Source organism: Mycolicibacterium brisbanense (assembly GCF_001570425.1).
Lineage (GTDB): Bacteria > Actinomycetota > Actinomycetes > Mycobacteriales > Mycobacteriaceae > Mycobacterium > Mycobacterium brisbanense.
The window spans coordinates 196919-219891 of sequence record NZ_BCSX01000035.1; the positions used below are offsets into that span (position 1 = coordinate 196919).

At 65.2% G+C, this 22973-nt stretch carries 23 protein-coding genes; 19 read left to right on the forward strand and 4 right to left on the reverse strand.

The window, feature by feature from the left end:
- Positions 1 to 205: 205 nt before the first annotated feature.
- On the reverse strand, positions 206 to 1270 hold the full coding sequence (locus RMCB_RS19865) for a ferredoxin--NADP reductase (RefSeq protein WP_062830283.1): 1065 nt from the start codon (positions 1268 to 1270) through the stop codon (positions 206 to 208).
- Between the two features lie 70 nt (positions 1271 to 1340).
- Here RMCB_RS19865 and RMCB_RS19870 point away from each other — a divergent pair, with 70 nt between their 5' ends.
- Genes RMCB_RS19870 through RMCB_RS19900 form a run of 7 tightly spaced genes read left to right on the forward strand, consistent with a single transcriptional unit; the run spans position 1341 to position 7760 of the window.
- A complete protein-coding gene (locus tag RMCB_RS19870; RefSeq protein ID WP_062830164.1) occupies positions 1341 to 3023 on the forward strand; it encodes a flavin-containing monooxygenase in 1683 nt (560 codons plus the stop codon).
- The gene (locus RMCB_RS19875; protein ID WP_062830165.1) at positions 3024 to 3824 is read left to right on the forward strand and encodes a mycofactocin-coupled SDR family oxidoreductase; all 801 of its coding nucleotides are present in this window, start codon (positions 3024 to 3026) and stop codon (positions 3822 to 3824) included.
- Positions 3821 to 4663 (forward strand): mycofactocin-coupled SDR family oxidoreductase, encoded by an 843-nt coding sequence (locus RMCB_RS19880; protein WP_062830166.1) that lies wholly within the window; start codon positions 3821 to 3823, stop codon positions 4661 to 4663. Before RMCB_RS19875 ends, RMCB_RS19880 begins: the two co-directional genes overlap by 4 nt.
- A 10-nt stretch (positions 4664 to 4673) precedes the next feature.
- Positions 4674 to 5468 (forward strand): SDR family NAD(P)-dependent oxidoreductase, encoded by a 795-nt coding sequence (locus tag RMCB_RS19885; RefSeq protein ID WP_062830167.1) that lies wholly within the window; start codon positions 4674 to 4676, stop codon positions 5466 to 5468.
- Between the two features lies 1 nt (position 5469).
- Positions 5470 to 6339, forward strand: a complete 870-nt coding sequence (locus RMCB_RS19890; protein WP_062830168.1) for a TIGR03619 family F420-dependent LLM class oxidoreductase — start codon at positions 5470 to 5472, stop codon at positions 6337 to 6339.
- Positions 6336 to 6905 carry a nuclear transport factor 2 family protein gene (locus RMCB_RS19895; RefSeq protein WP_062830169.1) on the forward strand — a complete coding sequence of 190 codons (570 nt, stop codon included), beginning with the start codon at positions 6336 to 6338 and terminating at the stop codon, positions 6903 to 6905. The genes RMCB_RS19890 and RMCB_RS19895 overlap by 4 nt, the downstream gene beginning before the upstream one ends.
- 3 nt (positions 6906 to 6908) lie before the next feature.
- On the forward strand, positions 6909 to 7760 hold the full coding sequence (locus RMCB_RS19900; protein WP_062830170.1) for an SDR family oxidoreductase: 852 nt from the start codon (positions 6909 to 6911) through the stop codon (positions 7758 to 7760).
- Here RMCB_RS19900 and RMCB_RS19905 read toward each other — a convergent pair.
- The gene (locus RMCB_RS19905; protein WP_062830284.1) at positions 7735 to 8610 is read right to left on the reverse strand and encodes an alpha/beta fold hydrolase; all 876 of its coding nucleotides are present in this window, start codon (positions 8608 to 8610) and stop codon (positions 7735 to 7737) included. The two genes, RMCB_RS19900 and RMCB_RS19905, sit on opposite strands and share 26 nt — an antisense overlap.
- Before the next feature lie 225 nt (positions 8611 to 8835).
- Between RMCB_RS19905 and RMCB_RS19910 the strand changes: the two genes are divergently transcribed.
- The 6 genes from RMCB_RS19910 to RMCB_RS19935 all read left to right on the forward strand — a co-directional run bounded on the left by RMCB_RS19910 (position 8836) and on the right by RMCB_RS19935 (position 16215).
- Entirely contained in the window at positions 8836 to 9684 is an 849-nt protein-coding gene (locus RMCB_RS19910) for an enoyl-CoA hydratase (RefSeq protein WP_062830171.1), read from the forward strand.
- Positions 9677 to 10462, forward strand: coding sequence for a 2-keto-4-pentenoate hydratase (locus RMCB_RS19915; protein ID WP_062830172.1), 786 nt, complete (start codon positions 9677 to 9679; stop codon positions 10460 to 10462). The genes RMCB_RS19910 and RMCB_RS19915 overlap by 8 nt, the downstream gene beginning before the upstream one ends.
- Before the next feature lie 11 nt (positions 10463 to 10473).
- Complete coding sequence (locus tag RMCB_RS19920; RefSeq protein WP_062830173.1) at positions 10474 to 11388, forward strand: acetaldehyde dehydrogenase (acetylating); 915 nt, start codon at positions 10474 to 10476, stop codon at positions 11386 to 11388.
- Entirely contained in the window at positions 11385 to 12431 is a 1047-nt protein-coding gene (gene dmpG, locus RMCB_RS19925; protein WP_062830174.1) for a 4-hydroxy-2-oxovalerate aldolase, read from the forward strand. The genes RMCB_RS19920 and dmpG overlap by 4 nt, the downstream gene beginning before the upstream one ends.
- Positions 12432 to 12506: 75 nt before the next feature.
- Complete coding sequence (locus tag RMCB_RS19930) at positions 12507 to 15818, forward strand: error-prone DNA polymerase (RefSeq protein ID WP_062830175.1); 3312 nt, start codon at positions 12507 to 12509, stop codon at positions 15816 to 15818.
- A 166-nt stretch (positions 15819 to 15984) separates the two neighbouring features.
- Positions 15985 to 16215: a hypothetical protein gene (locus tag RMCB_RS19935; RefSeq protein WP_029367743.1), complete on the forward strand. Its 231-nt coding sequence runs from the start codon at positions 15985 to 15987 to the stop codon at positions 16213 to 16215.
- 9 nt (positions 16216 to 16224) lie between these two features.
- Here the strand turns inward: RMCB_RS19935 and RMCB_RS19940 are convergent, their stop codons facing one another.
- Entirely contained in the window at positions 16225 to 16638 is a 414-nt protein-coding gene (locus RMCB_RS19940; protein ID WP_062830176.1) for a TIGR03667 family PPOX class F420-dependent oxidoreductase, read from the reverse strand.
- A gap of 22 nt (positions 16639 to 16660) precedes the next feature.
- Here RMCB_RS19940 and RMCB_RS19945 point away from each other — a divergent pair, with 22 nt between their 5' ends.
- The gene (locus tag RMCB_RS19945) at positions 16661 to 17314 is read left to right on the forward strand and encodes a nitroreductase family protein (protein WP_062830177.1); all 654 of its coding nucleotides are present in this window, start codon (positions 16661 to 16663) and stop codon (positions 17312 to 17314) included.
- A gap of 28 nt (positions 17315 to 17342) precedes the next feature.
- Here RMCB_RS19945 and RMCB_RS19950 read toward each other — a convergent pair whose 3' ends face one another.
- Positions 17343 to 17807, reverse strand: coding sequence for a tRNA (cytidine(34)-2'-O)-methyltransferase (locus RMCB_RS19950; RefSeq protein WP_029367748.1), 465 nt, complete (start codon positions 17805 to 17807; stop codon positions 17343 to 17345).
- Positions 17808 to 18101: 294 nt separating this feature from the next.
- Between RMCB_RS19950 and RMCB_RS19955 the strand changes: the two genes are divergently transcribed.
- From RMCB_RS19955 to RMCB_RS19975, 5 genes are read left to right on the forward strand one after another with little or no spacing between them, the layout of a single operon-like run.
- Entirely contained in the window at positions 18102 to 20969 is a 2868-nt protein-coding gene (locus tag RMCB_RS19955) for a HAMP domain-containing sensor histidine kinase (RefSeq protein ID WP_063979648.1), read from the forward strand.
- Positions 20966 to 21376 carry a roadblock/LC7 domain-containing protein gene (locus tag RMCB_RS19960; protein WP_029367750.1) on the forward strand — a complete coding sequence of 137 codons (411 nt, stop codon included), beginning with the start codon at positions 20966 to 20968 and terminating at the stop codon, positions 21374 to 21376. The genes RMCB_RS19955 and RMCB_RS19960 overlap by 4 nt, the downstream gene beginning before the upstream one ends.
- 7 nt (positions 21377 to 21383) lie before the next feature.
- Positions 21384 to 21752 carry a DUF742 domain-containing protein gene (locus tag RMCB_RS19965; RefSeq protein ID WP_062830178.1) on the forward strand — a complete coding sequence of 123 codons (369 nt, stop codon included), beginning with the start codon at positions 21384 to 21386 and terminating at the stop codon, positions 21750 to 21752.
- Complete coding sequence (locus RMCB_RS19970; protein ID WP_029367752.1) at positions 21733 to 22332, forward strand: GTP-binding protein; 600 nt, start codon at positions 21733 to 21735, stop codon at positions 22330 to 22332. Before RMCB_RS19965 ends, RMCB_RS19970 begins: the two co-directional genes overlap by 20 nt.
- 4 nt (positions 22333 to 22336) lie before the next feature.
- On the forward strand, positions 22337 to 22903 hold the full coding sequence (locus RMCB_RS19975) for a pentapeptide repeat-containing protein (protein ID WP_062830179.1): 567 nt from the start codon (positions 22337 to 22339) through the stop codon (positions 22901 to 22903).
- Positions 22904 to 22973: the final 70 nt, after the last annotated feature.

Below are 22973 nucleotides of genomic sequence, written 5' to 3' on the forward strand. Positions count from 1 at the left end.
GTTCTGATGGTGGACTCATCAGCCGTCCAGCCGTCGCGGCTGTCCCAGTGAGTGGACGTGAATCAGCACTGCAATTACGGATTCCCAGCCGCCGGAACACGAATCGCCCGGGGTGCAACAGTATCGACAGAAGCGGCCTGACCGAACGGCGACGCTGTTGTGAGATACCGAAATGCCGGTCGGCAGAGGGGGTCGAAAAGGGGTTTCAGAACTCAATTTTGAGTTTGTGTGACCGTGGACAAGCCTGGCAGGCCAGGAAAAGGCCATCGGCGATGTCTTTGTCCTCGAGAATCTCGGCATTGCCCATCTCGACTTCGCCCTCGATCGTGGTTGCCGCACACGAACCGCAATGGCCTTCCCGACACGAGTAGGGCACGGCGATGCCTGCGGCCAGCATGGTCTCCACGAGATTGCGCCCGCGCGGCCATCGCAACGTATGTACCTGACCGTCGAGTTGGATCTCGGCGTCGGCAGCGTCCGTGTCGTCGACAACGAGCGTTTCGGCGGTTACCTCGGCGAACGGATCGCCGGTCAGCGACTGGAAAACTTCCTGATGGATCCGGTCCCGTGGAACGCCGGCCTCTGTCAACGCCTCCCTGACCACGGCCATGTAGGGCGCTGGTCCGCAGATGAACGATTCGTAGCCGCTGAACATGCTCGCGAATGCGCTGAGCTGAGCGTGGGTTGGGAGGCCTTGAATCGATTCGAGCCAATGCAGCACCGTGATCCGGCCGGCATAGCGCGCTGCGAATTCACGCAACTCGGCTTCGAAAATGACGGACTTCTCGTCGCGGTTGGCGTAGCATAGGATGACCCGGCCGGTGCCGGCCACCAGCACGGATTTCAAGATCGACATCACCGGTGTGATACCGCTGCCCGCGGCCCACAGCAAGAAGTCGCCGTCGAGACTGGTTGGGGTGAACACTCCGGACGGAGGCAAAACCTCAATCGTGTCACCGGAGGAAATGTTGTCGCACAGCCAATTTGAACCGTATCCGCCTTCGGTTCGCTTGATGGTGACCTTGGGGGACTCGTCGGTGTGCGGTGAACTTGCCAGAGAGTAGCAACGGGCTACCGCACCCGTGAGGTTACTGGGCACCCGCAGTGTCAAGAACTGCCCGGGGCGGTAGGCGAACCGATCGCGGTGCTCGTCGGGCACGGTCAGTACCAGTGAGCGAGCGTCGTGGCTTTCGTCGATGACCTCGCTGACGGTAACCACCACGGTACGCACGCCGGTTGTCTGCGTCGGGGCGGATTCCACGTCGGTCATGCGTGCCATCTTGGCCGGGGCCACACCGCGGGTGTGGGCGCTTGTCCAATGGCCGGGACGAAATCTTGGGATGCCCGCTCACCGGGAAACTCCACCGGCGGTGCGGATCGGAGGCCCTACCGTACGGTGCGTGAGCAGCGTGACCGGGTTCGATGTCGATGTAGTTGTGGTCGGAGCGGGGTTCGGGGGGTTGTACGCTCTGCACCATTTCCGCGAGCGGGGACTGTCCGTGCGGGTGTTCGAGGCTGCACCTGATGTGGGCGGCACGTGGTACTTCAACCGATACCCCGGTGCTCGCTGCGACGTGGAGAGCGTCGACTACTGCTATTCCTTCTCCGAAGAACTTCAGCAGGAATGGACCTGGACCGAGAAGTACGCGACTCAGGGCGAGATCCTCAAGTACATAAACTGGGTGGCCGACCGGCTGGATCTCCGCAGCGGAATCACCTTCAACACCCGGGTCAGCTCTGCCGTGTTCGATGAGGATGCGTTGTTCTGGCGGGTGACCGGCGAGGGTGCTGCCGGTACGGTCACTGTCGCTGCGCGGTTCGTGGTCATGGCCACCGGGCCACTGTCGGCATCGTTGACGCCGGATTTCGCCGGACTGGAAACCTTCGCCGGCGAGATCTACCACACCGCGCATTGGCCGCACGAGGGCGTCGATTTCACCGGCAGACGCGTCGCCGTCGTCGGCACGGGATCATCGGGCATCCAGTCGATTCCGGTGATCGCCGAACAAGCAGAGCAGCTGTACGTATTCCAACGCACACCGAATTACAGTGTCCCGGCGGGCAACCGCGCACTGACCGATGCTGAAATCGCCGAGATCAAGGCCAACTACGCGGAGCGGCGCCACAAGTCGTGGCGCAGCGGCGGAGGGTCGCCGCACGTGGTCCACCCGAAACTGACCATGGAAGCCACGCCGGACGAGCGCCGCGCGGCATTCGAAGAGCGCTGGAATCTCGGTGGTGTGCTGTTCTCCAAGACTTTCGCCGATCAGATGACGAACATCGAGGCCAACGAGGAGGCGCGCAAATTCTATGAGGAGAAGATCCGCGCGCTCATCGACGCTCCTGAGCTGGCGGAGTTGTTGATTCCCACCGATCATCCGATCGGAACGAAACGAATCTGTACTGACTCCAACTATTTTCAGACGTTCAATCGGTCCAATGTCAGGTTGGTCAGCGTTCGCAAGACGCCCATCGAATGCGTCGACGAAAGCGGGATCAACACGACCGAGGCGCACTACGACGTTGACGCCATCGTGCTGGCGACCGGGTTCGATGCGATGACGGGCGCGTTGGCCAAGATCAACATCGTCGGCCGCGGGGGCAGGCGGCTCGTGGATTCCTGGGCCGATGGACCGCGGACCTACCTGGGCCTGGGTGTCGACGGTTTCCCGAATCTGTTCCTGGTGTCGGGCCCGGGTGCGCCTGCCGTGCTGGCGAACATGGTGTTGCATGCCGAAGCGCACATCAACTGGATCGCCGACGCCATCGCCTACCTCGACGAGCAGGGCTACGCCGCCATGGAGGCCACACCGGAAGCCGTGGACGGCTGGGTTCTCGAATGCAATCAGCGAGCCGAGGCGACATTGTTCCCCCGGGCGAATTCTTGGTACATGGGTGCCAACGTTCCGGGAAAGCCGCGGGTTTTCATGTTGTTCATCGGCGGATTTGCAACCTATCTCGACATCTGCGCCGAGATCGCCAACGCCGATTACAAGGGATTCGCCTTGATCGAGGGATCCTAGATGCCGACCTTGGCGGGCAAGGTTGCCCTGGTCACCGGCGCATCACGCGGGACGGGCCGGGCACACTGCGAGCGGTTTGCCGATGCAGGTGCCGACGTGATCGCGGTGGACATCGATGCGATGCAGGACGAACTCGGGTGTACCGCAGCGTTGGTGCGGGAGCGTGAAAGGCGCTGTATCGCCGGGTTGGCGGATGTGCGTAACTCGCACGTGCTCTCCGAGGTGGTCGATGCTGCCGTTGCCGAGCTCGGACGCCTGGACGTCGTTGTGGCCAATGCGGGCATTCATCCGCCCGGAGCCCCGACGTGGGAACTGTCCGAAAAGGCGTGGCGGGACACCCTCGATGTCAATGTAACCGGAGTGTGGCACACCGTAAAGGCGACTGCCAGGCATTTCGGCGACGACGGTGGATCGATCGTCATCATCAGCTCGACCAGCGGCATGCGCGGTACCGCCAACTCCGCGCATTACACAGCGAGCAAACACGCCGTGGTCGGGCTGGCGCGCACGTTGGCCAACGAGCTCGGCCCGCGACGCATTCGGGTCAACACGGTGCACCCCGGCGCGGTCGCGACCCCGATGGTTCGCAACGCGGCAACGTATCGACGCCTGTGCCCCGACATCGAAGACCCGACAGAGGCCGATGCCGCGCGAGTACTTGCGGCCCGCCATCTTTTGCCCGTGCCGTGGGTTGAGCCCGTGGACGTTGCCAACGCCGTGGTGTTTCTTGCCTCTGACGACGCGAGATACATCACCGGAGCCGAGCTTGTCGTCGACGCCGGTCTCACCCAAAAGACATGACGCACAGGGAAGGGCGGCTGGCCCGGAAGGTAGCTTTCATCACGGGTGCAGCTCGCGGCATCGGACGCGCCCAGGCGGTGCGCTTCGCCGAGGAAGGCGCCGCAGTCATCGCCGTCGACCTTTGCGGCCCGATCGCCACCGTGGGCGTACCTCCGGCCACTCCCGTCGATCTTGCGGACACCGCGCGGCTCGTGCGAGCAGTCGGTGGCCGCATCTCGACCGCGATCGTCGACGTCCGTGACGTCGACGGGCTCGCCGCTGTGGTCGACACCGGTGTCGCAGAATTCGGTGGTCTCGACATCGTCTGTGCCACAGCGGGAATCACATCGAGGGCAGCCATGGCGGAGATGGATGAGCAGACTTGGCAGACCATGCTCGATGTGAACCTCACGGGAGTGTTCCATACCTGCAAAGTCACCGCGCCGCAGCTGATCGCGCGCGGTGCCGGCTCCATCGTCCTGGTCAGCTCAATCGCTGGGCACCGCGGACTGGTCGGTGTGGGTCATTACACCGCAGCCAAACACGGCATCGTCGGCCTGATGCGCAGCTTGGCGCATGAGCTTGCACCGCACGCGATTCGGGTCAATACGGTCCACCCGACCAACGTTGACACACCGCTGATCCAGAATGACATGGTCCGCAGCGGATTTCGGCCAGACCTGGACCGCGTGCCCACCCGTACAGAGTTTGCACAGGCGGCGCGGACGATGAACCTTCTCGACATTCCGTGGGTGGAACCGCACGATGTCGCGAATGCGAGCCTGTTTCTGGCATCCGACGAGGCCCGATACATCACCGCCGCCGCGTTGCCGGTCGACGGCGGCAGCACACAACGATGAGGAGAAATCGGTGACCGATCTCGAGAAGTACGGAAGGTGGGCAGTGATCGCGGGCGGCTCGGAAGGAGTCGGCGCGGAGTTCGCTCGTCAACTCGCTCGGGACGGATTTGGTCTTGTGCTGATCGCACGTAAACCCGAACCCTTGGAAGAGACGGCCGACCAGTGCCGGGCCGTCGGGGCCGAGGTCCGAACAGTGGCGGTGGATCTGCTCGACCGGACTGCCGTGCAGCGCATTTCCACTGCGACGTCGGACCTAGAGGTGGGACTGCTGATCTACAACGCGGGCGCAAGCACCTGCAACGAGCCGTTCCTCGATGCGCCACTTGCGGACTTCCAGAAGGTGATCGATTTGAACGTGACCCGGATGATGGATCTTGTTCAACTGTACGGGCGTCAAATGGTGGAACGCAGTCGCGGGGGGATCCTGATCGTGGGCTCCCTGTCGGGCTACATGGGCGCTGATCGGCACTCGGTTTACGCTGGTGCCAAGGCCTTCTCCAGGATGTTCGCCGAGAGTCTGTGGCTCGAGTTGCGTGAGCACAACGTAGATGTTCTCGAATTGGTGCTGGGAGTGACCCGGACACCGGCGATGGAGCGTATCGGGCTCAACTTCGACGCCCCAGGGATGATCGTCAACGAACCCGGCGACGTTGCCGCTGAAGGACTTGCACATCTGCACGACGGACCGGTGTACGTGGCGGGCGGCAATGCCGCCACCGCGGCGCGCAACAGCTCACCGGACCGTGCGAGGGTGGTGCTGGAAGCCCATGAAGCGATTCAGGAACTGGTCAGGCTGCGTAAGTGATATGCGGATAGGACTGTCGACGCCGATCGTCGTTCAAGTTCCCGGCGTGGCTTCGGAGTGGGAAGCGACCGCCACCGTAGACGATCTCGCCACGGTCGCGAAGGTGGCCGATGAGGCGGGCTTCGAGTTCCTGACGTGTTCCGAGCATGTCGCGATCCCCAGCAGCGACGCGACCCGTCGCGGTGTGGTGTATTGGGATCCACTGGCCACGTTGGGGTTCCTCGCGGCCCACACGCGTCGCATCCGCCTAGCTACCGCGGTGCTGGTGCTGGGTTATCACCATCCCCTCGACATCGCCAAGGGATACGGGACGTTGGACCGCATCTGCGCGGGCCGAGTGGTCCTCGGGGTCGGGATTGGCTCTCTGAAAGAGGAATTCGATCTCATCGGAGCCGTGTGGCCGCAACGCGCGGCCCGTGCTGACGATGCCATCCGCGCGCTGCGCGCGACGCTCGGCCGGGCGGAAGGATGTTATTCCGGCCGATTCCATGAATTCTCCGCGATGACCGTCATGCCGCACGCTGCTCGCACCGACGTGCCGATTTGGGTAGGTGGGCGGACCGCGGCCTCATTGCAGCGGGCCGTCAGCCTTGCCGACGGCTGGATGCCATTCGGTCTCGACCCATCCGATGTCCGTGTGATGCTCGACAATACCGACGTGCCAACGGGATTCGAGGTCATCTTGGGAACTGGGCAGACGGTGGATCCGTCCGGTGACCCAGTCGATTGCCGGACCCGGCTTCTGGAGCTGGCAGGCAGCGGTGCCACCGTCGCGTATTGCACCATCGCGGCCCACTCGGTCGAACACTACTGCGAGCAGTTGATACGTCTGGCCGACATCGCCGCCACCGTGGAAGGAAACACGCCGTGACCCTCGACCAGGAGACAGTCACCGACCTACTGCACCGGGTGCGTCTGTTGGAAGACGAACGTGCCATCGCCCGGTTGATCGCGTCCTACGGCCCGGCGGTGGACTGCGCGAATGCCGATGGCGCCGCGTCGTTGTGGGCCGAAGATGGCAGCTATGACGTCGAGGGCTGGCGGATGACCAGTAGTTCTGACATCCGCGCGATGGTCAGCTCAGCGCCGCACGGCGAGTTGGTGGCGGCCGGGTGTTGTCACTTTCTCGGGCCGGCAGTGGTAACCGTCGCGGGCGACACCGCGGTGGCGCTGTGTGAATCACTCGTCGTGCTTCGCCGTCCACAGCCACTGCCAGACAGTCAGTTCCCTCACCAAGCTTGGCAAGCATCGGCCCAGGAGTACCTCGTATGGCGTGCGGCCGCCAACCACTTTGAGCTGCAACGCAGAGAGGAGGGCTGGCGCATCACCAAACGCACGAGCCGAATGCTGGACGGAAGACCGGCCGGCCACCGGCTGCTCATCGCGGGCGCCACCGGAGCCTCACTTGGCGCCGAAGCCGATGAGCGAGGAGCCTGACCGGTGGGCACATATGCAGTAACCGGATCAGCGTCCGGTATGGGCTGGGAAGTGGCGCAACGGTTACGGGCGGCGGGTCACAAAGTCATCGGTGTTGATCTCAGAGACAGCGAGATCGTGGCCGACCTGTCGACCGATGGCGGTCGTCGTAGTGCTGTGGGTGAACTACTGACCACTTCCGGCGGTGTACTTGACGGCGCGGTGCTGGCGGCAGGGCTCGGTCCGATTCCTGGCCGGGAGCGTCTCATCGCGCAGGTCAACTATTTCGGCGTGACTGAGCTGTTGGATGCGTTGCGTCCGGCCTTGGCGCGCAGCGATCGCGCCAAAGTGGTGGTGATCGCGAGCAATTCGGCAACCACCACGCCGGCGGTACCGAGGCGGGCAGTGCGGGCGTTCCTGGCCGGTGATGGCGAGAAAGCCCTGCGCGCGGTGCGGTTCTACGGACGGGCTTCCGCTGCGATGATCTATGCCGCCTCCAAGATCGCAGTTGCTCGATGGGTGCGAAGACAGGCTGTGCGCCCAGACTGGGCGGGTGCGGGTATTCGACTCAACGCCGTGGCACCTGGGGCGGTGACGACACCGTTGCTGGCCGAGCAGTTGGCAGATCCAAAGGAAGCCAAGGCGGTCAAATCCTTCCCGGTGCCGGTCGGGGGCTACGGTGACGCCGGGCATCTCGCGGACTGGATGATGTTCATGCTGTCGGATGCGGCTGACTTCCTCTGTGGAAGCGTTGTTTTCGTTGATGGCGGTTCTGATGCGTACTTCCGTGCGGAGTCCTGGCCGGCTCCTGTGCCAGCCAGGTCTCTGGCCCGGTATCTGCTGCGCTTTCTCAGCTATCCCCGTTCAGGTGGCTGACGCCGAGGAACGGCAGCACTGTTCGTTCGAACGCTTCCTTGGCCTCGATCATGACCCAATGCCCACAGTTGGGGAACACGTGTAGTTCGGCGTTCGGGATACTCTTCATGGGTATCAGTGACATGTCCAGCGGGCTCACCCGGTCGTCGCGTCCCCATGTCAGCAAGGTCGGCGCCTGTACCTTGTGCATGATCGCCCACGGCATCGGGGAATCCATCGTGCGCATCATCTCCATCATCGCCGCGAACGCGGCCTTGCCGTACATCCGCCGTGAGGATTCCAACGTTGCGGGATCTGTGGCCAGCGCCCACCGCTCCTCGATGAGGTTCTCGGTGACGAGGTTCGGGTCATACACCATCGAGTTCAGCCAGTCGACCAACTTCGCCCGGGTCGGCTGCTCGGTGAACTCCTGAAGCAGTCGGATACCTTCGCTGGGCCCAGGGCTGAAGATGCTCGTGCCGATGCCGCCGATCGTCACCAACCGCCCGACGCGTTCGGGATGGTTGATGGCGAAGTTGACGCCGACACCGCCGCCCATGGAGTTGCCGATCACGTCGACGCGCTCGAGTCCGAGAGCGTCAGTGAACGCCACCGCGGCCCCTTGCGCGTCGACCATCGGGTGGCCGCCGAAATCGTCGCTGATCCCGAAACCGGGGAACTCCAGGATCAGGCAGCGGAAGTGCCGGGCGAACACGGCGAGGTTGCCGCGGAAGTTGCGCCAACCGGTCACTCCCGGACCGGAGCCATGCAGCATCAGTAACGGCGGACCGTCACCGGCCTCGTGGTAGCGCAGAACTCCTTTCGGGGTGGTGACTTCACGCAATGTGTCCTGGTATTCGAACGTCAGCATCGTCATTGAGAGCCCTTTCTAGGTGATACGGATGCGATCACACACGATCCGCGTTGTCCCGCATAGCCCAAGTGTCGAATGACTGGAACATCGGAAGGTTGAATCGATCGACGCTCGGTTCTGTGTGAGTCATATGACTTCCAGTGAGTGGACGCTGCGGGATGGGGCCAGTGGTTTCGGCGTGACGATGTGTCTGTTGGGATCTGGGGTCAAGGAGACGGACAGTTGCACGACGAGACCGATGTGGTGACGTATCAGGTGCGCGACGGCGTCGCGGTTGTCACGATGAATCGTCCGCGCTATCGGAATGCCCAGAACTCGGTGATGACATACGCCCTGGATTCGGCGTTCGCGTCAGCCGTCGACGATGACGAGGTCGATGTCATCGTGCTGGCCGGAGCCGGTGAGCATTTCAGCGCGGGTCATGATCTGGGCACTCCTGGACGTGATCACCACGTTCACTACGACAACCGTGCGGTGCTTTGGTGGGATCACCTCGAGAGGTCTGGCGGGGACCAACGGTTCGCTCGCGAGATGGAGGTCTATCTCGGGATGTGCCGGCGATGGCGGGAGATTCCGAAGCCGACCATCGCCATGATTCAGGGTGCCTGCATCGCCGGGGGCCTGATGCTGGCCTGGGTGTGTGATTTGATCGTGGCGTCGGACGACGCATTCTTCTCGGATCCGGTTGTGCAGATGGGGATTCCGGGAGTGGAGTACTTCGCCCACCCCTGGATGGTGGGGTCGCGTTTTGCCAAAGAGCTTCTGTTCACCGGTGATCGGTTCAGCGCTCAGCGTGCGTACGAGGTCGGCATGGTCAACCGGGTCGTGTCTCGTGATGATCTGGAGCGCACGACATTCGCATTGGCCTCACGAATCGCATCGATGCCGCGGTTTGGACTGTCGTTGACCAAGAAGGCGGTCAACCAGTGTGAGGACCAGATGGGAATGCGCAACGGAATGGATTCGGTCTTCGGGCTCCACCACTTCGCACACGCACACAATGCCGAAGTCGCAGCAGATTCCCTGGGGGGCATGGACATCAAGGCCATGGTGGAGCGACACCGTGCTTAGTGTCGAGGTTCGTGATCAGCTGGCTGCAGACCTGGCTCAGGCTGAGCGCAGCCAGGTTCCGACGACCCCGTTGACTGATCGGTATGGCGAGATTGATGTGGTGGATGCCTACGAGATCCAGCTGATCAACATCCGGGCGCGGGTGGCCGAGGGCGCCAAGGTGATCGGCCACAAGGTCGGCCTGTCCAGCAAGGCGATGCAGGACATGATGGGCGTCGACGAGCCGGATTACGGGCATCTGCTCGATGTGATGCAGGTTTTCGAGGATGTGCCGGTGAAGTCGTCGAAGTACCTCTATCCGCGGGTGGAGGTGGAGGTGGGGTTCATCTTGGCCGACGATCTGCCGGGGGCGGGGTGCACCGAGGAGGATGTGCTGGCCGCGACGGCGGCGTTCGCGCCTGCGATCGAGTTGATCGACACCCGGATCACCAATTGGCAGATCAAGTTGTGCGACACCATCGCTGACAACGCGTCGTCGGCGGGATGGGTGCTCGGTGAGGCGCGGGTGTCGCCCAAGGATGTGGATATCCGGGCCATCGATGCGGTGTTGACCAACCGCGGTGAGGTGGTCGCCGAGGGGCGTAGTGATGCGGTGCTGGGCAATCCGGTGACCGCGGTGGCCTGGTTGGCCCGCAAGGTGGAGAGTTTCGGTGTGCGTCTGAAGGCCGGTGACATTGTGTTGCCGGGGTCGTGCACGCGTGCGATAGATGCACCTGCGGGCAGCGATTTCGTCGCCGACTTCGCCGGGTTAGGTTCAGTAAGACTGAGTTTCGAATAAGGGAGCCGAATATGGCTGAGAAAGCGTCAGTTGCCATCGTCGGGTCGGGCAACATCAGCACCGACCTGCTGTACAAATTGCTGCGTTCGGAATGGCTGGAGCCGCGCTGGATGATCGGTATCGACCCGCAGTCCGAAGGCCTGGCGCGAGCGCGCAAGCTCGGTTTGGAAACCAGTCACGAGGGCGTGGATTGGCTTCTGGCCCAAGACGAGAAGCCTGATCTGGTGTTCGAGGCCACCAGTGCTTATGTGCATCGCGACGCCGCACCCCGCTACGCCGAGGCCGGCATCCGGGCCATCGACCTCACCCCGGCCGCCGTAGGCCCCGGTGTTATCCCGCCGGCAAACCTGCGCGCACATCTGGACGCACCGAACGTCAACATGGTGACCTGTGGCGGGCAGGCGACCATCCCCATGGTGTATGCGGTGTCGCGTGTGGTGGAGGTGCCGTATGCCGAGATCGTGGCATCGGTGTCGTCTGCCTCGGCGGGCCCGGGAACCCGGGCCAACATCGACGAATTCACCAAGACCACCAGTGCGGGTGTGCGTGATATCGGTGGGGCCCGCAAGGGTAAGGCGATCATCATCCTCAACCCGGCGGAGCCGCCGATGATCATGCGCGACACCATCTTCTGCGCGATTCCCGAGGATGCGGATCATGGCGCGATCACGGCGTCGATCAAGGATGTGGTGGCCGAGGTGCAGACGTACGTGCCGGGCTACCGGCTGCTCAACGAGCCGCAGTTCGACGAGCCGTCGGTGGTCAACGGGGGCAACCACCTCGTCACCATTTTCGTGGAAGTGGAGGGTGCGGGTGACTATTTGCCGCCCTACGCTGGAAACCTGGACATCATGACCGCGGCGGCGACCAAGGTCGGCGAAGAGATCGCCAAAGAGTCGCTCAGCGTCGAGGAGGCAGTCCGATGACCGCTGACATTTTCTTCAACCCGGTGTGGGACGTCCGGATGACCGATACGTCGTTGCGTGACGGGTCGCATCACAAGCGTCATCAGTTCACCAAGGACGAGGTCGGTGCGATCGTCGCGGCGCTGGACGCTGCGGGGGTGCCGGTCATCGAGGTGACCCACGGTGACGGGTTGGGCGGTTCGAGCTTCAACTACGGGTTTTCCAAGACCCCTGAGCAGGAGCTGATCAAGCTGGCCGCCGAGACGGCCAAGGACGCCAAGATCGCCTTTTTGATGTTGCCGGGGGTGGGCACCAAGGAAGACATCAAGGAAGCCCAGAACAACGGTGGGTCGATCTGCCGGATCGCGACGCACTGCACCGAGGCCGACGTGTCGATCCAGCATTTCGGGTTGGCTCGTGAGCTGGGTCTGGAGACGGTGGGGTTTTTGATGATGAGCCACACGATCAGCCCGGAGAAGCTCGCCGCGCAGGCCCGCATCATGGCCGACGCCGGATGCCAGTGTGTGTACGTGGTGGATTCCGCCGGTGCGCTGGTTTTGGATGGGGTGGCTGATCGGGTGGCGGCGTTGGTCGCCGAACTCGGTAGCGACGCGCAGGTCGGTTTCCATGGGCATGAGAACCTCGGTCTGGGTGTGGCCAACTCGATTGAGGCGGTGCGTGCGGGTGCCAAGCAGATCGACGGGTCGTGCCGCCGGTTCGGGGCAGGGGCGGGTAACGCGCCGGTCGAGGCGCTCATCGGGGTGTTCGACAAGATCGGTGTGAAGACCGGGATCGATTTCTTCGATATCGCCGATGCTGCCGAAGAGGTTGTCGCACCGGCGATGCCGGCTGAATGCCTGCTCGATCGCAACGCGCTGATCATGGGCTACTCGGGTGTGTATTCCAGCTTCCTCAAGCACGCCATCCGCCAGTCCGAGCGCTACGGGGTGCCCGCGCACCAGCTGCTGCACCGGGCCGGGCAGCGCAAGCTGATCGGCGGCCAGGAAGACCAACTCATCGACATCGCCCTGGAAATCAAACGCGAACAGGAAGCCACCCGGTAGAAGCGCTGAGGCCCAAATTCGGCACCAGGCACCGCTCGACTACTTATGCGAACATATGTTCGATAGACTGGCGGGGTGGGTTGGCACAACGGGCCGCCGAGCTGGGCCGAGATGGAGCGGGTCCTCTCGGGTCGGATGCCTCGGCCCGCCGAGGAAGGCAAACCGCGGCGGTCCGGCCTCCCGCTGGAAGAGTCCGGCGACGGCGGCGACAGCCCGGCCTGGTCACGGAAGCGCGGGGTCTATCAACCGCCCGAGGTGTCCCGCGCGCCCGGCGCGGTGTCCTATGCCGAACTGCACGCACATTCGGCATACAGCTTCCTCGACGGCGCCAGCACCCCGGAGGAGATGGTCGAGGAGGCGGCCCGGCTGAATCTGCGGGCCATCGCGTTGACCGACCATGACGGGCTCTACGGGGTGGTGCGGTTCGCCGAGGCCGCACGGGAACTCGACGTGGCCACGGTGTTCGGCGCCGAGTTGTCGTTGGGCAACACGCCGCGCACCGATGTCCCTGACCCGCCCGGCCCGCATCTGCTGGTGCTGGCCCGGGGGCCCGAAGGCTACCGGCGGTTGTCCCGGGAGATCGCCAGGGCGCACCTGGCCGGCGGTGAGAAGGGAAAGCCGCGCTACGACCTCGATACGCTCACCGAGGCGTCCGGCGGGCACTGGCACATCCTCACCGGCTGCCGCAAAGGCCATGTCCGCCAAGCATTGTCCGAAGGTGGTCCGGAGGCTGCCGAGCGGGCGCTGGCCGACCTGGTGGACCGGTTCGGTCAGAGCCGGGTCAGCGTCGAACTCACTCACCACGGGCAGCCGTGCGACGACGAACGCAATGCCGCGCTGGCAGACCTGGCGCCGCGGTTCGGGGTGAACATCGTCGCGACCACGGGTGCGCACTTCGCCGCGCCCTCCCGCGGTCGCCTCGCCATGGCCATGGCGGCGATCCGGGCGCGTAACTCGATGGAGGCCGCGGCCGGCTGGCTGGCACCGTTGGGCGGGGCGCACCTGCGTTCGGGGGAGGAGATGGCACAGCTGTTCGGTTCCGAAATCGTCGCGGCAGCAGCGGATCTGGGTGACCAGTGCGCGTTCCGGCTGGAACTCATCGCCCCGCAGTTGCCGCCTTTCGACGTTCCGGACGGGCACACCGAGGACACCTGGCTGCGGCACCTGGTCATGGCGGGTGCGGCCGAACGGTACGGGCCACCTGCGCAGGCGCCCGCAGCCTATGCGCAGATCGAGCATGAGCTGAAAATCATCGAGCAGCTGACGTTTCCGGGGTATTTCCTGGTGGTGCACGACATCACCCGGTTCTGCCGGGAGAACAACATCCTGGCCCAGGGCAGGGGATCGGCGGCCAATTCGGCGGTGTGTTATGCGCTCAAGGTCACCAATGTCGACCCGATCAAGAACGAGCTGCTGTTCGAGCGGTTCCTGTCCCCGGCCCGCGACGGCCCGCCCGACATCGACATCGACATCGAATCGGACCTGCGCGAGAACGTCATCCAGTACGTCTACGAACGTTACGGCCGGGATTACGCCGCCCAGGTCGCCAACGTCATCACCTACCGTGGGCGCAGTTCGGTGCGGGACATGGCCCGCGCGTTCGGATTCTCCCAAGGCCAGCAGGACGCCTGGAGCAAGCAGATCAGCCGGTGGAACGGCAAGGTCGACTCACCCGAGGTCGAGGACATCCCGGAGCAGGTGATCGACCTGGCCACCCAGATCGCGAACCTGCCCCGGCACATGGGGATCCACTCCGGCGGCATGGTGATCTGCGACCGCCCCATCGCCGACGTGTGCCCCGTGGAATGGGCCCGCATGGCCAATCGTAGTGTCCTGCAATGGGACAAGGACGACTGTGCGGCCATCGGCCTGGTGAAGTTCGACCTGCTCGGGTTGGGCATGCTCTCGGCGCTGCACTATGCGATCGATCTGGTGGCCGAACACAAGGGCATCACGGTTGATCTGGCCAAGCTGGACCTGAGCGAGTCCGCGGTCTACGAGATGCTGCAGAAGGCCGATTCGGTCGGGGTGTTCCAGGTCGAGTCACGGGCTCAGATGGCGACGCTGCCGCGACTGAAACCGCGCGAGTTCTACGACCTGGTGGTCGAAGTGGCCCTGATCCGTCCCGGCCCGATCCAGGGCGGCTCGGTGCACCCCTACATCCGGCGGCGCAACAAGATGGAAAAGGTCACCTACGACCATGATTCGATGAAGCCCGCGCTGGAAAAGACCCTGGGCATTCCACTGTTCCAGGAGCAACTCATGCAGCTGGCCGTCGACTGCGCGGGTTTCTCGGCGGCCGAGGCGGACCAGTTGCGCCGGGCCATGGGATCCAAACGCTCCACCGAGAAGATGCGCAGGCTGCGTTCGCGCTTCTACGACGGCATGCGGGAGAAACACGGCATCACCGGTGAGGTGGCCGACCGGATCTACGACAAGCTGGAGGCCTTCGCCAACTTCGGTTTCCCGGAAAGCCATTCGCTGAGCTTCGCGTCGTTGGTGTTCTACTCGTCGTGGTTCAAGCTGCACCACCCTGCGGCGTTCTGCGCGGCGCTGCTGCGGGCGCAGCCCATGGGGTTCTACTCACCGCAGTCGCTGGTCGCCGATGCCCGACGGCACGGGGTGACGGTGCACGGGCCTGACGTCAACGCCAGCCTGGCCTACGCCACATGCGAGAACCGCGGGCTGGAGGTTCGGCTCGGGCTCGGCAGTGTCCGGCACATCGGCGATGAGCTGGCGCAGCGCATCGTCGACGAGCGGGATGCCAACGGGCCGTTCGCAACTCTGCTCGATCTGACCGGCCGGATTCAGCTGAGCATCCCGCAGACCGAGGCACTGGCCACCGCGGGCGCGCTGGGGTGTTTCGGGATCACCCGACGGGAGGCGCTGTGGGCAGCGGGCGCGGCCGCCACTCAGCGTCCGGACCGCCTGCCCGGGGTGGGGTCGTCATCGCACATCCCGACACTGCCCGGGATGACCGATCTGGAACTGGCCGCCGCCGACGTGTGGGCCACCGGTGTCTCGCCGGACAGTTATCCCACCCAGTTCCTGCGGGAAGACCTCGAGGCATTGGGTGTCGTGCCCGCGAGCAGGCTGCTGGAGATTCCGGACGGGACCCGAATCCTGGTGGCGGGTGCGGTGACTCACCGCCAACGGCCGGCGACCGCGCAGGGCGTCACCTTCGTCAACCTGGAAGACGAGACCGGCATGGTCAACGTGCTGTGCGCGCCGGGGGTGTGGGCGCGCCACCGCAAGTTGGCACAGACGGCCTCGGCGCTGGTCATCAGGGGCATCGTGCAGAACGCCAGCGGCGCGGTCACCGTACTGGCCGACCGGATGAGCCCCGTCGACCTCAAGGTGGCGTCCCGCTCCCGGGACTTCCGCTGACGGCCGGCTGATACCGGCTTTCCTCCGATCGGAGGACACCACATTCATCGGGTGTATCCACCACCAGGACGACAGACCTGGACCGCGTGGGGCGGCATTCTTATCTCAACGGCGAAACAAGCCGAAGAGACAAACGAAAAGCCCACTCACGCAAAGGAATACAGAAATGAACCGCATCACCAGCGCCATCGCCCTCCCGATCATCTCCGCCGGCATCATCGGCGGCGCCGCCCTCGGCCTGGCCGGTACCGCGTCGGCAAGCACCACGTCCACGGCTCCTTCCGGACCGGGCCACTCCTACAGCCCGCACACCTACGCACACCCCGCCCCCAATGCCCAGCCCGGCTGGCACAACCACCACGGCGCCTGGCACGTCGCGGAACGGCAGAACCGCTGAGTCTGTCCCTTACTCGCCGGTCGGAGTGGTCCACACCTTGTCGATGGTGATTCGCAGCCGCGTGCTGTACGCGGCCATTGCCTCGGTCAGGCCGAACCGCTCCGCATCGGAGGAGTACTTGGCCCAGTACGGGGTGTCCTCACGCGGATCCACGTCGGTTGCGTCGATCGCGACATGGCCCCCGAGGGCGATCACACCGCCACCGTTTCCGTCCGAATCCAGGTTCAGGCTCACCTGCGGATGGGCCGTGACGTGGCGGACCTTGGCCGCGCCCGGCATCGAATACACGACCACATCGGTGCCGTCGAAGAAGAACCACACCAAGCGGGGAACGGGCAATCCGGATTTCGCGACGGTGGTCAACCAGCCGTAGTGATCGGCAGTCAGGCGTTCGGTTACTTCCGGTGTCAATTCAGCGGTCATGGCCCGAATGTAGTCTCGCGCCATGACAGCCGATTCGAACCTGAACTTGTCCACTGATGAACTTCTGACCACCACCCGATCGGTACGCAAGCGCCTCGACTTCGACAAGCCGGTGCCGCGCGAGGTGATCATGGAGTGCCTGAACCTGGCGCTGCAGGCGCCGACCGGTTCCAATGCTCAGGGCTGGCAGTGGGTCTTCGTCACCGACCCGGCAAAGAAAAAGGCGCTGGCCGACATCTACCGGTCCAACGCCAACCCCTACCTCGACCTGCCCGCACCCGAGCGCGGCGATATCCGCGACGAGCAGATCGGCGCCGTGATGAGCTCGGCGAAGTTTCTCAACGAGAACTTCGAGAAGGCACCCGTGTTGATGGTGCCGTGCCTGGAGGGCCGCCCGGACGGAGCGCCCGCCGGCATGCAGGCGTCGTACTGGGGGTCGCTGCTGCCCGCGGCATGGAGCTTCATGCTGGCGTTGCGCTCGCGGGGCCTGGGTTCGGCGTGGACGACGCTGCACCTGCTGGGCGACGGTGAGAAGCAGGCCGCCGAGGTGCTGGGCATTCCGTTCGACAAGTACGCGCAGGCCGGGCTGTTCCCCATCGCCTACACCAAGGGCACCGACTTCAAGCCCGCCAAGAGGCTGCCCGCCGAGCAACTCACGCACTGGGACACCTGGTGACCTGACCGCGAGGCCTTATATATGGGAGTCAGACGGCGCCGGTGAAGCCGTGCTGTCGCCACGCCTCGTACGCGGCGACCGCGGCGGCGTTGGACAGGTTCAGCGACCGCCTGCCGTCGAGCATCGGGATGCGCACGCGGCCCGTGATATGCGGGTCCGCGAGCGTCTCGGCATCCAATCCGGTGGGTTCCGGTCCGAACATCAGCACATCGCCCGGTTGGTAGCTGATATCGGCGAACGGCGTCGATGCGTGCGCTGTGAACGCGTACACGCTGGCGGGCATCAGCGCCGACCACGCGGTGGCCAGATCCGGGTGCACGGTCACCGACGCCAGGTCGTGGTAGTCGAGCCCGGCCCGGCGCAGTTTGGGCTCCGACAGATCGAATCCCAGCGGCTCGACCAGATGTAATTCGCAGCCGGTGGCCGCGACCATCCTGATCGCGTTACCCGTGTTGGGGGCGATTCGAGGCGAGAAAAACAGCAACCGGAACATTTCGAGGGTCATCGTACGGCGGGCCGGTGCACCGTACTCCCGGTGACGGCGATCGACAAGATCAGCGATGGTTGCGAGGTTTGCTCAATTACCACACGACTGCGCTACGGCTCGGTCACGAACTCTGTCTGTTCAGTAAGAATTGTGGAAACGCTCGCCAGTGGCTGTCATACTCGTCGAATTGCCAGGCGTAGTGACGCCCGCCCAAGCGTGGGCGAAATCAGCAGGAAGCCTAATGAATCACGCCTCAGGACCGAAGTGCCGAGACGCAGCCGGTAGCAGGGTTGGATGCCGATGACCGCCTTTTCGCAGCTCAAACAGGCCGACGGAACGGTGGTTGAATTCGCGTCGACGCCACACGTGCCGGCAAAGCGACCATCTCGCTGGTCGCCCGCCAACTGGCCCGTCCGCGGGAAAGTGCTCGCCATCGTTCTGGTGCCGCTGATTCTCGCCATCGTGTTCGGCGGACTGCGCATCTACGGCAGCTCCGTCGAGGCCTCCCGCCTGCGCCTGGCGGCAGACCGCGCCGAGATGATCCCGGACATCGACAAATACATGGCGGCGCTGGAGAGCGTCATGGTGGCGGCCACCGAGGGTGGTGACACTCAGGCCGCGACGGCGGAGTTCACCGCACGCAAGAACGACCTGCGCCAGCGCACGGACTCCACCCAGGTCGCAAACGACGTCGCACAATCGGTCAACAGCTTGATCGACAAGGGCCAGGAACTGGTCGGCGCGGTGACGGCCAACGCCGTCGACCTGCGGACACGGGTGATGGGGTACGGGTCGCTGCTGCTCACCGCGGAGACCGCGATCACGGGATCGGCGCGTACCGACGACCAGGACGTGCAGCTCAAGGCTGACGCGTTGTCGCGGGCCATCGGCGCCCGCGGGCAGATGATGATGCAGCGGCTGCTGGTCACCCGCGGCGGCGACCTGCCCGAGCCGGTGCTGCGCAGCTCGATGGTCGCGCTGGCCGGTACCGAACCGTCGACCGTGACGGCGATGGCAAAGGTTCTGGGCGGAGCCTCGGAGCAGGCGGCGACGCTGCGCTCGGAGATGGTCAAGCGGCTGGGCATGTTGTCCGACCCGACGATCCCGCTCGTCGACAACCCCGATCTGCTCGCCTCGCTGCAGGCCACCGACAAGGTCGCCGAACAGATGATCGGCGACTTCACCGAGTCCATCCCGGCCGCCGTCGACGCCGAAGCCAACCATCAGCGCAGCACGGCCATCCGCGACGCGATTCTGGTTGCCATCGCCATCGTCAGCGCATTGGTGATCGTGTTGCTCGTCGCCCGCTCACTCGTGCGTCCACTGCGGACCCTGCGCGACAGCGCCCTCAGAGTCGCCCACGAGGATCTTGCGACCGAGATCGAACGCGTCCGCAGCGGCGGTGAGCCCGGCATCGTCGAGCCGCTGCCGGTGTACACCACCGAAGAGGTCGGCCAGGTGGCGCACGCCGTCGACGAACTGCACCAGCAGGCCGTCTTCCTGGCCGGTGAACAGGCGCAGCTGCAGTCGCAGGTGTCCGACATGTTCGAGACACTGTCGCGCCGCAGCCGTTCGCTGGTGGACCAGCAGCTGTCCCTGATCGACCGGCTCGAGCGCGACGAGGACGATCCCGAGCGGCTGGAAAGCCTGTTCAAGCTGGACCACCTGGCTGCCAGGATGCGACGCAACGGCGCCAACCTGCTGGTGCTGTCGGGCTCGAAGGTCACGCGCGAGCACAAAGACCCGGTCCCGATCGACACGATCATCAACGCCGCGGCCTCCGAGGTCGAGGACTACGCGCGGGTCATCACAGCCACCGTCGCCGAGGCCGAGGTGGTCGGATCGGCATCCGGTGACCTGATCCACCTGCTGGCCGAACTGCTCGACAACGCACTGCGCTACTCGCCGCCCATCTCTCAGGTGCGCGTGTCGGCCGTGTACGCGGACACCGGCGGGCTGGTCATCGAGGTCAGCGACATCGGTCTGGGTATGACCGAGGCCGACCTGCGGGTGGCCAATGCCCGTCTGCAGTCCGGTGGTGAGGTCAACCCGTACACCGCCCGCCACATGGGCCTGTTCGTGGTCGGACGCCTGGCCACGCAGCACGGGCTCGTGGTCCGGCTGCGCAGCACCATTGCCGACGAACCCAACTCCGGAACCACCGCCGGGATCTACATTCCGGCGGAACTGCTGGTGCGTGACGGAGTGTCCCTGGCCCCGGCGCCGCGCCCGACGGTCAACACGTCCGGCGACGCCCCGATGGGCCTGGCCGCGGCGATGGGCCTCGACACCCGGCCGGGCGGTTCGGCCGCCGACGCCGCCGAACCGATGCGCAACGGTTCCGCCGACGCGCCGTTCGGGCTGCTGCCGCAGCGCAATCCCGGGGCCAGCGGTATTTCCGACCTGCCCCCGACGCTTGCCCCGATCACCGCCGAACCGTCGGAGCCTGCGGCCGAGGAACCCGCAGCGGAACCGGCGGCCGAGGCGCTGCCGACCCGCGAACCGGCCGCCTCCTGGCCGCAGCAGTGGCCGACCGATGAGGACGAGCATCCCAGCCGGGACACGGCGAACGGGGCGCTGACCAACACGGCCGTCACCAACACGTCGGCGTTCTTCGCATCGCGGGCACAGGCCGCGTCCAACGGCGCGCAGGCGGAGTTCACCCCACCGACGCCTGCTCCGCTCGCCGCGCCGCAGCCCGCGGCCGACGAACCGCATCCGGTGACGACCGCAGGGGACGGCGACGCGATCTACCAGTCGATGGTGACCGAATGGGACATCGACCCGACGACGCACGTCCGCAGCGCCGACCTCGACTGGAAGACCGTCTGGGAAAAGGGCTGGACCGTCGCCGCCGCGGCGCAGGATGCGCCGGTCGAACAGCACACCGAGGAAGGTCTGCCGATGCGTACGCCGGGTGCGCGCCTGGTCCCGGGCGGTGTCGCGGCGGTCGCCGGGCTCAACGGCCGGCACCGCAACGGCGGAGCACACCGGTACGAGGACAGCGCGCAAACGGTAGCATCGGCTGACGAACCTGACAGCGGCGTATTCGCGGCGTTCCAGCCGCGTGATCCCGAGGCCGTCCGCGCGAGCATCAGCAACCATTTCGGCGGCGTGGCCGCCGGCCGGTCGCACGCCCGAGAGACCAGAGGAACAGATAGCGAATGACCCGTGGAGGAACGCAGCGCGATTCTCTGGACTGGTTGGTGTCCAAGTTCGCCCGCGAGGTGTCCGGGGTGTCGCACGCCGTCCTGGTGTCGGCCGACGGCCTGTTGATGGCGGCCAGCGAGGACATGCCGATCGAACGTGCCGACCAGCTCGCGGCAGTGGCGTCCGGGTTGGCCAGCCTGGCCACGGGCGCGGCGCAACTCTTCGACGGCGGCAACGTGCTGCAGTCGGTGGTCGAGATGGACAACGGCTACCTTCTGCTGATGCGGGTCGGTGACGGTTCGAACCTTGCGACGCTGGCCGGCCGATCCTGCGATATCGGGCAGATCGGGTACGAGATGGCGATCCTGGTGGAACGCGTCGGCGCCGTTGTGCAGTCGTCGCGCCGGGCAACCCAACATTCGTGAGCGGTCCATGGACGTATCTGATCCCGCCGAGCAACCGAGCCTGGTCCGTCCGTACACGCTGACCGCAGGCCGGACCGATTCGCGCGTCCATCTGCCCTTGGAGGCGCCGGTGGAGGCATTGGAGTCTCCGGCGCGGGAACCGCGCTGGTCGGCTCGTGATGTCCGTGGTCAAATTGTGGAACTGTGCATCGACAGCCCATCTGTGGCGGAGATCGCGGCACATTTGTCCCTGCCGCTCGGCGTGGCGCGCGTGCTAATCGGGGACCTGGTGACGCAGGGTTATCTACGGGTGCACACCACCCTCGACGACTCGGCGACCTTCGACGAGCGCCGCGAACTGATAGGAAGGACCCTGCGTGGTCTACGGGCACTCTGACCGCGCCGGCGGCAAACCGCGGCGGCGGGCTGCGTCGACGAAGATCGTCATCTCGGGCGGGTTCGGGGCAGGCAAAACGACGTTCGTGGGTTCGGTCTCCGAGATCATGCCGTTGCGGACCGAAGCGTTGGTCACCAACGTCTCCGAGGGCGTCGACATCCTCGACGGCACCCCGGACAAGCGGACCACCACTGTCGCGATGGACTTCGGCCGCATCACCCTCGACGAGGATCTGGTGCTCTATCTGTTCGGCACGCCGGGCCAGCGCCGGTTCTGGTTCATGTGGGACGACCTGGTCCGCGGGGCCATCGGCGCCATCGTGCTGGTCGACATCCGCAGGCTGCAGGACAGCTTCGCCGCGGTGGACTTCTTCGAGGCCCGCAACCTGCCGTTCATCGTCGCGGTCAACGAGTTCGACGACGCGCCGCGGCACCCCACGCAGGCCGTCCGCAAGGCGCTCGCGCTGCCCGACCACATCCCGGTGATCACCGTGGACGCCCGCGACCGCAATTCGGCCAAGGCTGCGCTGATCGCCATCACCGAATACTCACTGAGCAGCCTGACGGCGCTGCCGGGCTGAGCCCGTGACGGAACTCTCCTGGGCCGACGAGGAATTCGTCGGCGTCGATTTTCGCGCCGACGAATACGACGGAGCACTGAGCCGGCTGCGCACCGAGCGCGTCGTCTTCACCGAGTGCGATTTCAGCGGCGTCGACCTGTCCGAGTCCGAGCATTCCGGCTCGGCGTTCCGCAACTGCACGTTCCGTCGGGCCACGCTGTGGCACAGCACGTTCACCAACTGCAGCCTGCTGGGTTCGGTGTTCACCGAGGCGCGGCTGCGGCCGATCACCCTGGTGGAGTCCGACCTCACACTTGCGGTGCTCGGCGGGTGCGATCTGCGCGGCGTCGACCTGTCGGACTGCCGGCTGCGGGAAACCAGTCTGGTCGGCGCCGATCTGCGCAAGGCCGTGCTGCGGCGTGCCGACCTGACCGGCGCCCGCGTGCAGGACGCCAAGTTCGAAGAGGCCGATCTGCGCGCCTCCCGCGTCGACCCCACGTTCTGGACGACGGCGAAGCTGCGCGGCGCCAAGGTCGACATCGAGCAGGCATTGGCCTACGCGGCAGCCCATGGGCTCGCCGTCGGCGGCTAGCCTTTCTCCGCCGAACAGACAGTGCGGCACCCGACACGCCGCGCCTGGAGTACCCCGATGTCTGCTCGCC

What these genes read in the sequence shown, in the direction of transcription:
- RMCB_RS19865 (WP_062830283.1), bottom strand. Translation starts at nt 1,270, where the DNA reads ATGACCGACGTGGAATCCGCCCCGACGCAGACAACCGGCGTGCGTACC.
- RMCB_RS19870 (WP_062830164.1), top strand. Translation starts at nt 1,341, where the DNA reads ATGCCCGCTCACCGGGAAACTCCACCGGCGGTGCGGATCGGAGGCCCT.
- RMCB_RS19875 (WP_062830165.1), top strand. Translation starts at nt 3,024, where the DNA reads ATGCCGACCTTGGCGGGCAAGGTTGCCCTGGTCACCGGCGCATCACGC.
- RMCB_RS19880 (WP_062830166.1), top strand. Translation starts at nt 3,821, where the DNA reads ATGACGCACAGGGAAGGGCGGCTGGCCCGGAAGGTAGCTTTCATCACG.
- RMCB_RS19890 (WP_062830168.1), top strand. Translation starts at nt 5,470, where the DNA reads ATGCGGATAGGACTGTCGACGCCGATCGTCGTTCAAGTTCCCGGCGTG.
- RMCB_RS19905 (WP_062830284.1), bottom strand. Translation starts at nt 8,610, where the DNA reads ATGCTGACGTTCGAATACCAGGACACATTGCGTGAAGTCACCACCCCG.
- RMCB_RS19920 (WP_062830173.1), top strand. Translation starts at nt 10,474, where the DNA reads ATGGCTGAGAAAGCGTCAGTTGCCATCGTCGGGTCGGGCAACATCAGC.
- dmpG (WP_062830174.1), top strand. Translation starts at nt 11,385, where the DNA reads ATGACCGCTGACATTTTCTTCAACCCGGTGTGGGACGTCCGGATGACC.
- RMCB_RS19935 (WP_029367743.1), top strand. Translation starts at nt 15,985, where the DNA reads ATGAACCGCATCACCAGCGCCATCGCCCTCCCGATCATCTCCGCCGGC.
- RMCB_RS19940 (WP_062830176.1), bottom strand. Translation starts at nt 16,638, where the DNA reads ATGACCGCTGAATTGACACCGGAAGTAACCGAACGCCTGACTGCCGAT.
- RMCB_RS19945 (WP_062830177.1), top strand. Translation starts at nt 16,661, where the DNA reads ATGACAGCCGATTCGAACCTGAACTTGTCCACTGATGAACTTCTGACC.
- RMCB_RS19950 (WP_029367748.1), bottom strand. Translation starts at nt 17,807, where the DNA reads ATGTTCCGGTTGCTGTTTTTCTCGCCTCGAATCGCCCCCAACACGGGT.
- RMCB_RS19955 (WP_063979648.1), top strand. Translation starts at nt 18,102, where the DNA reads ATGACCGCCTTTTCGCAGCTCAAACAGGCCGACGGAACGGTGGTTGAA.
- RMCB_RS19960 (WP_029367750.1), top strand. Translation starts at nt 20,966, where the DNA reads ATGACCCGTGGAGGAACGCAGCGCGATTCTCTGGACTGGTTGGTGTCC.
- RMCB_RS19965 (WP_062830178.1), top strand. Translation starts at nt 21,384, where the DNA reads ATGGACGTATCTGATCCCGCCGAGCAACCGAGCCTGGTCCGTCCGTAC.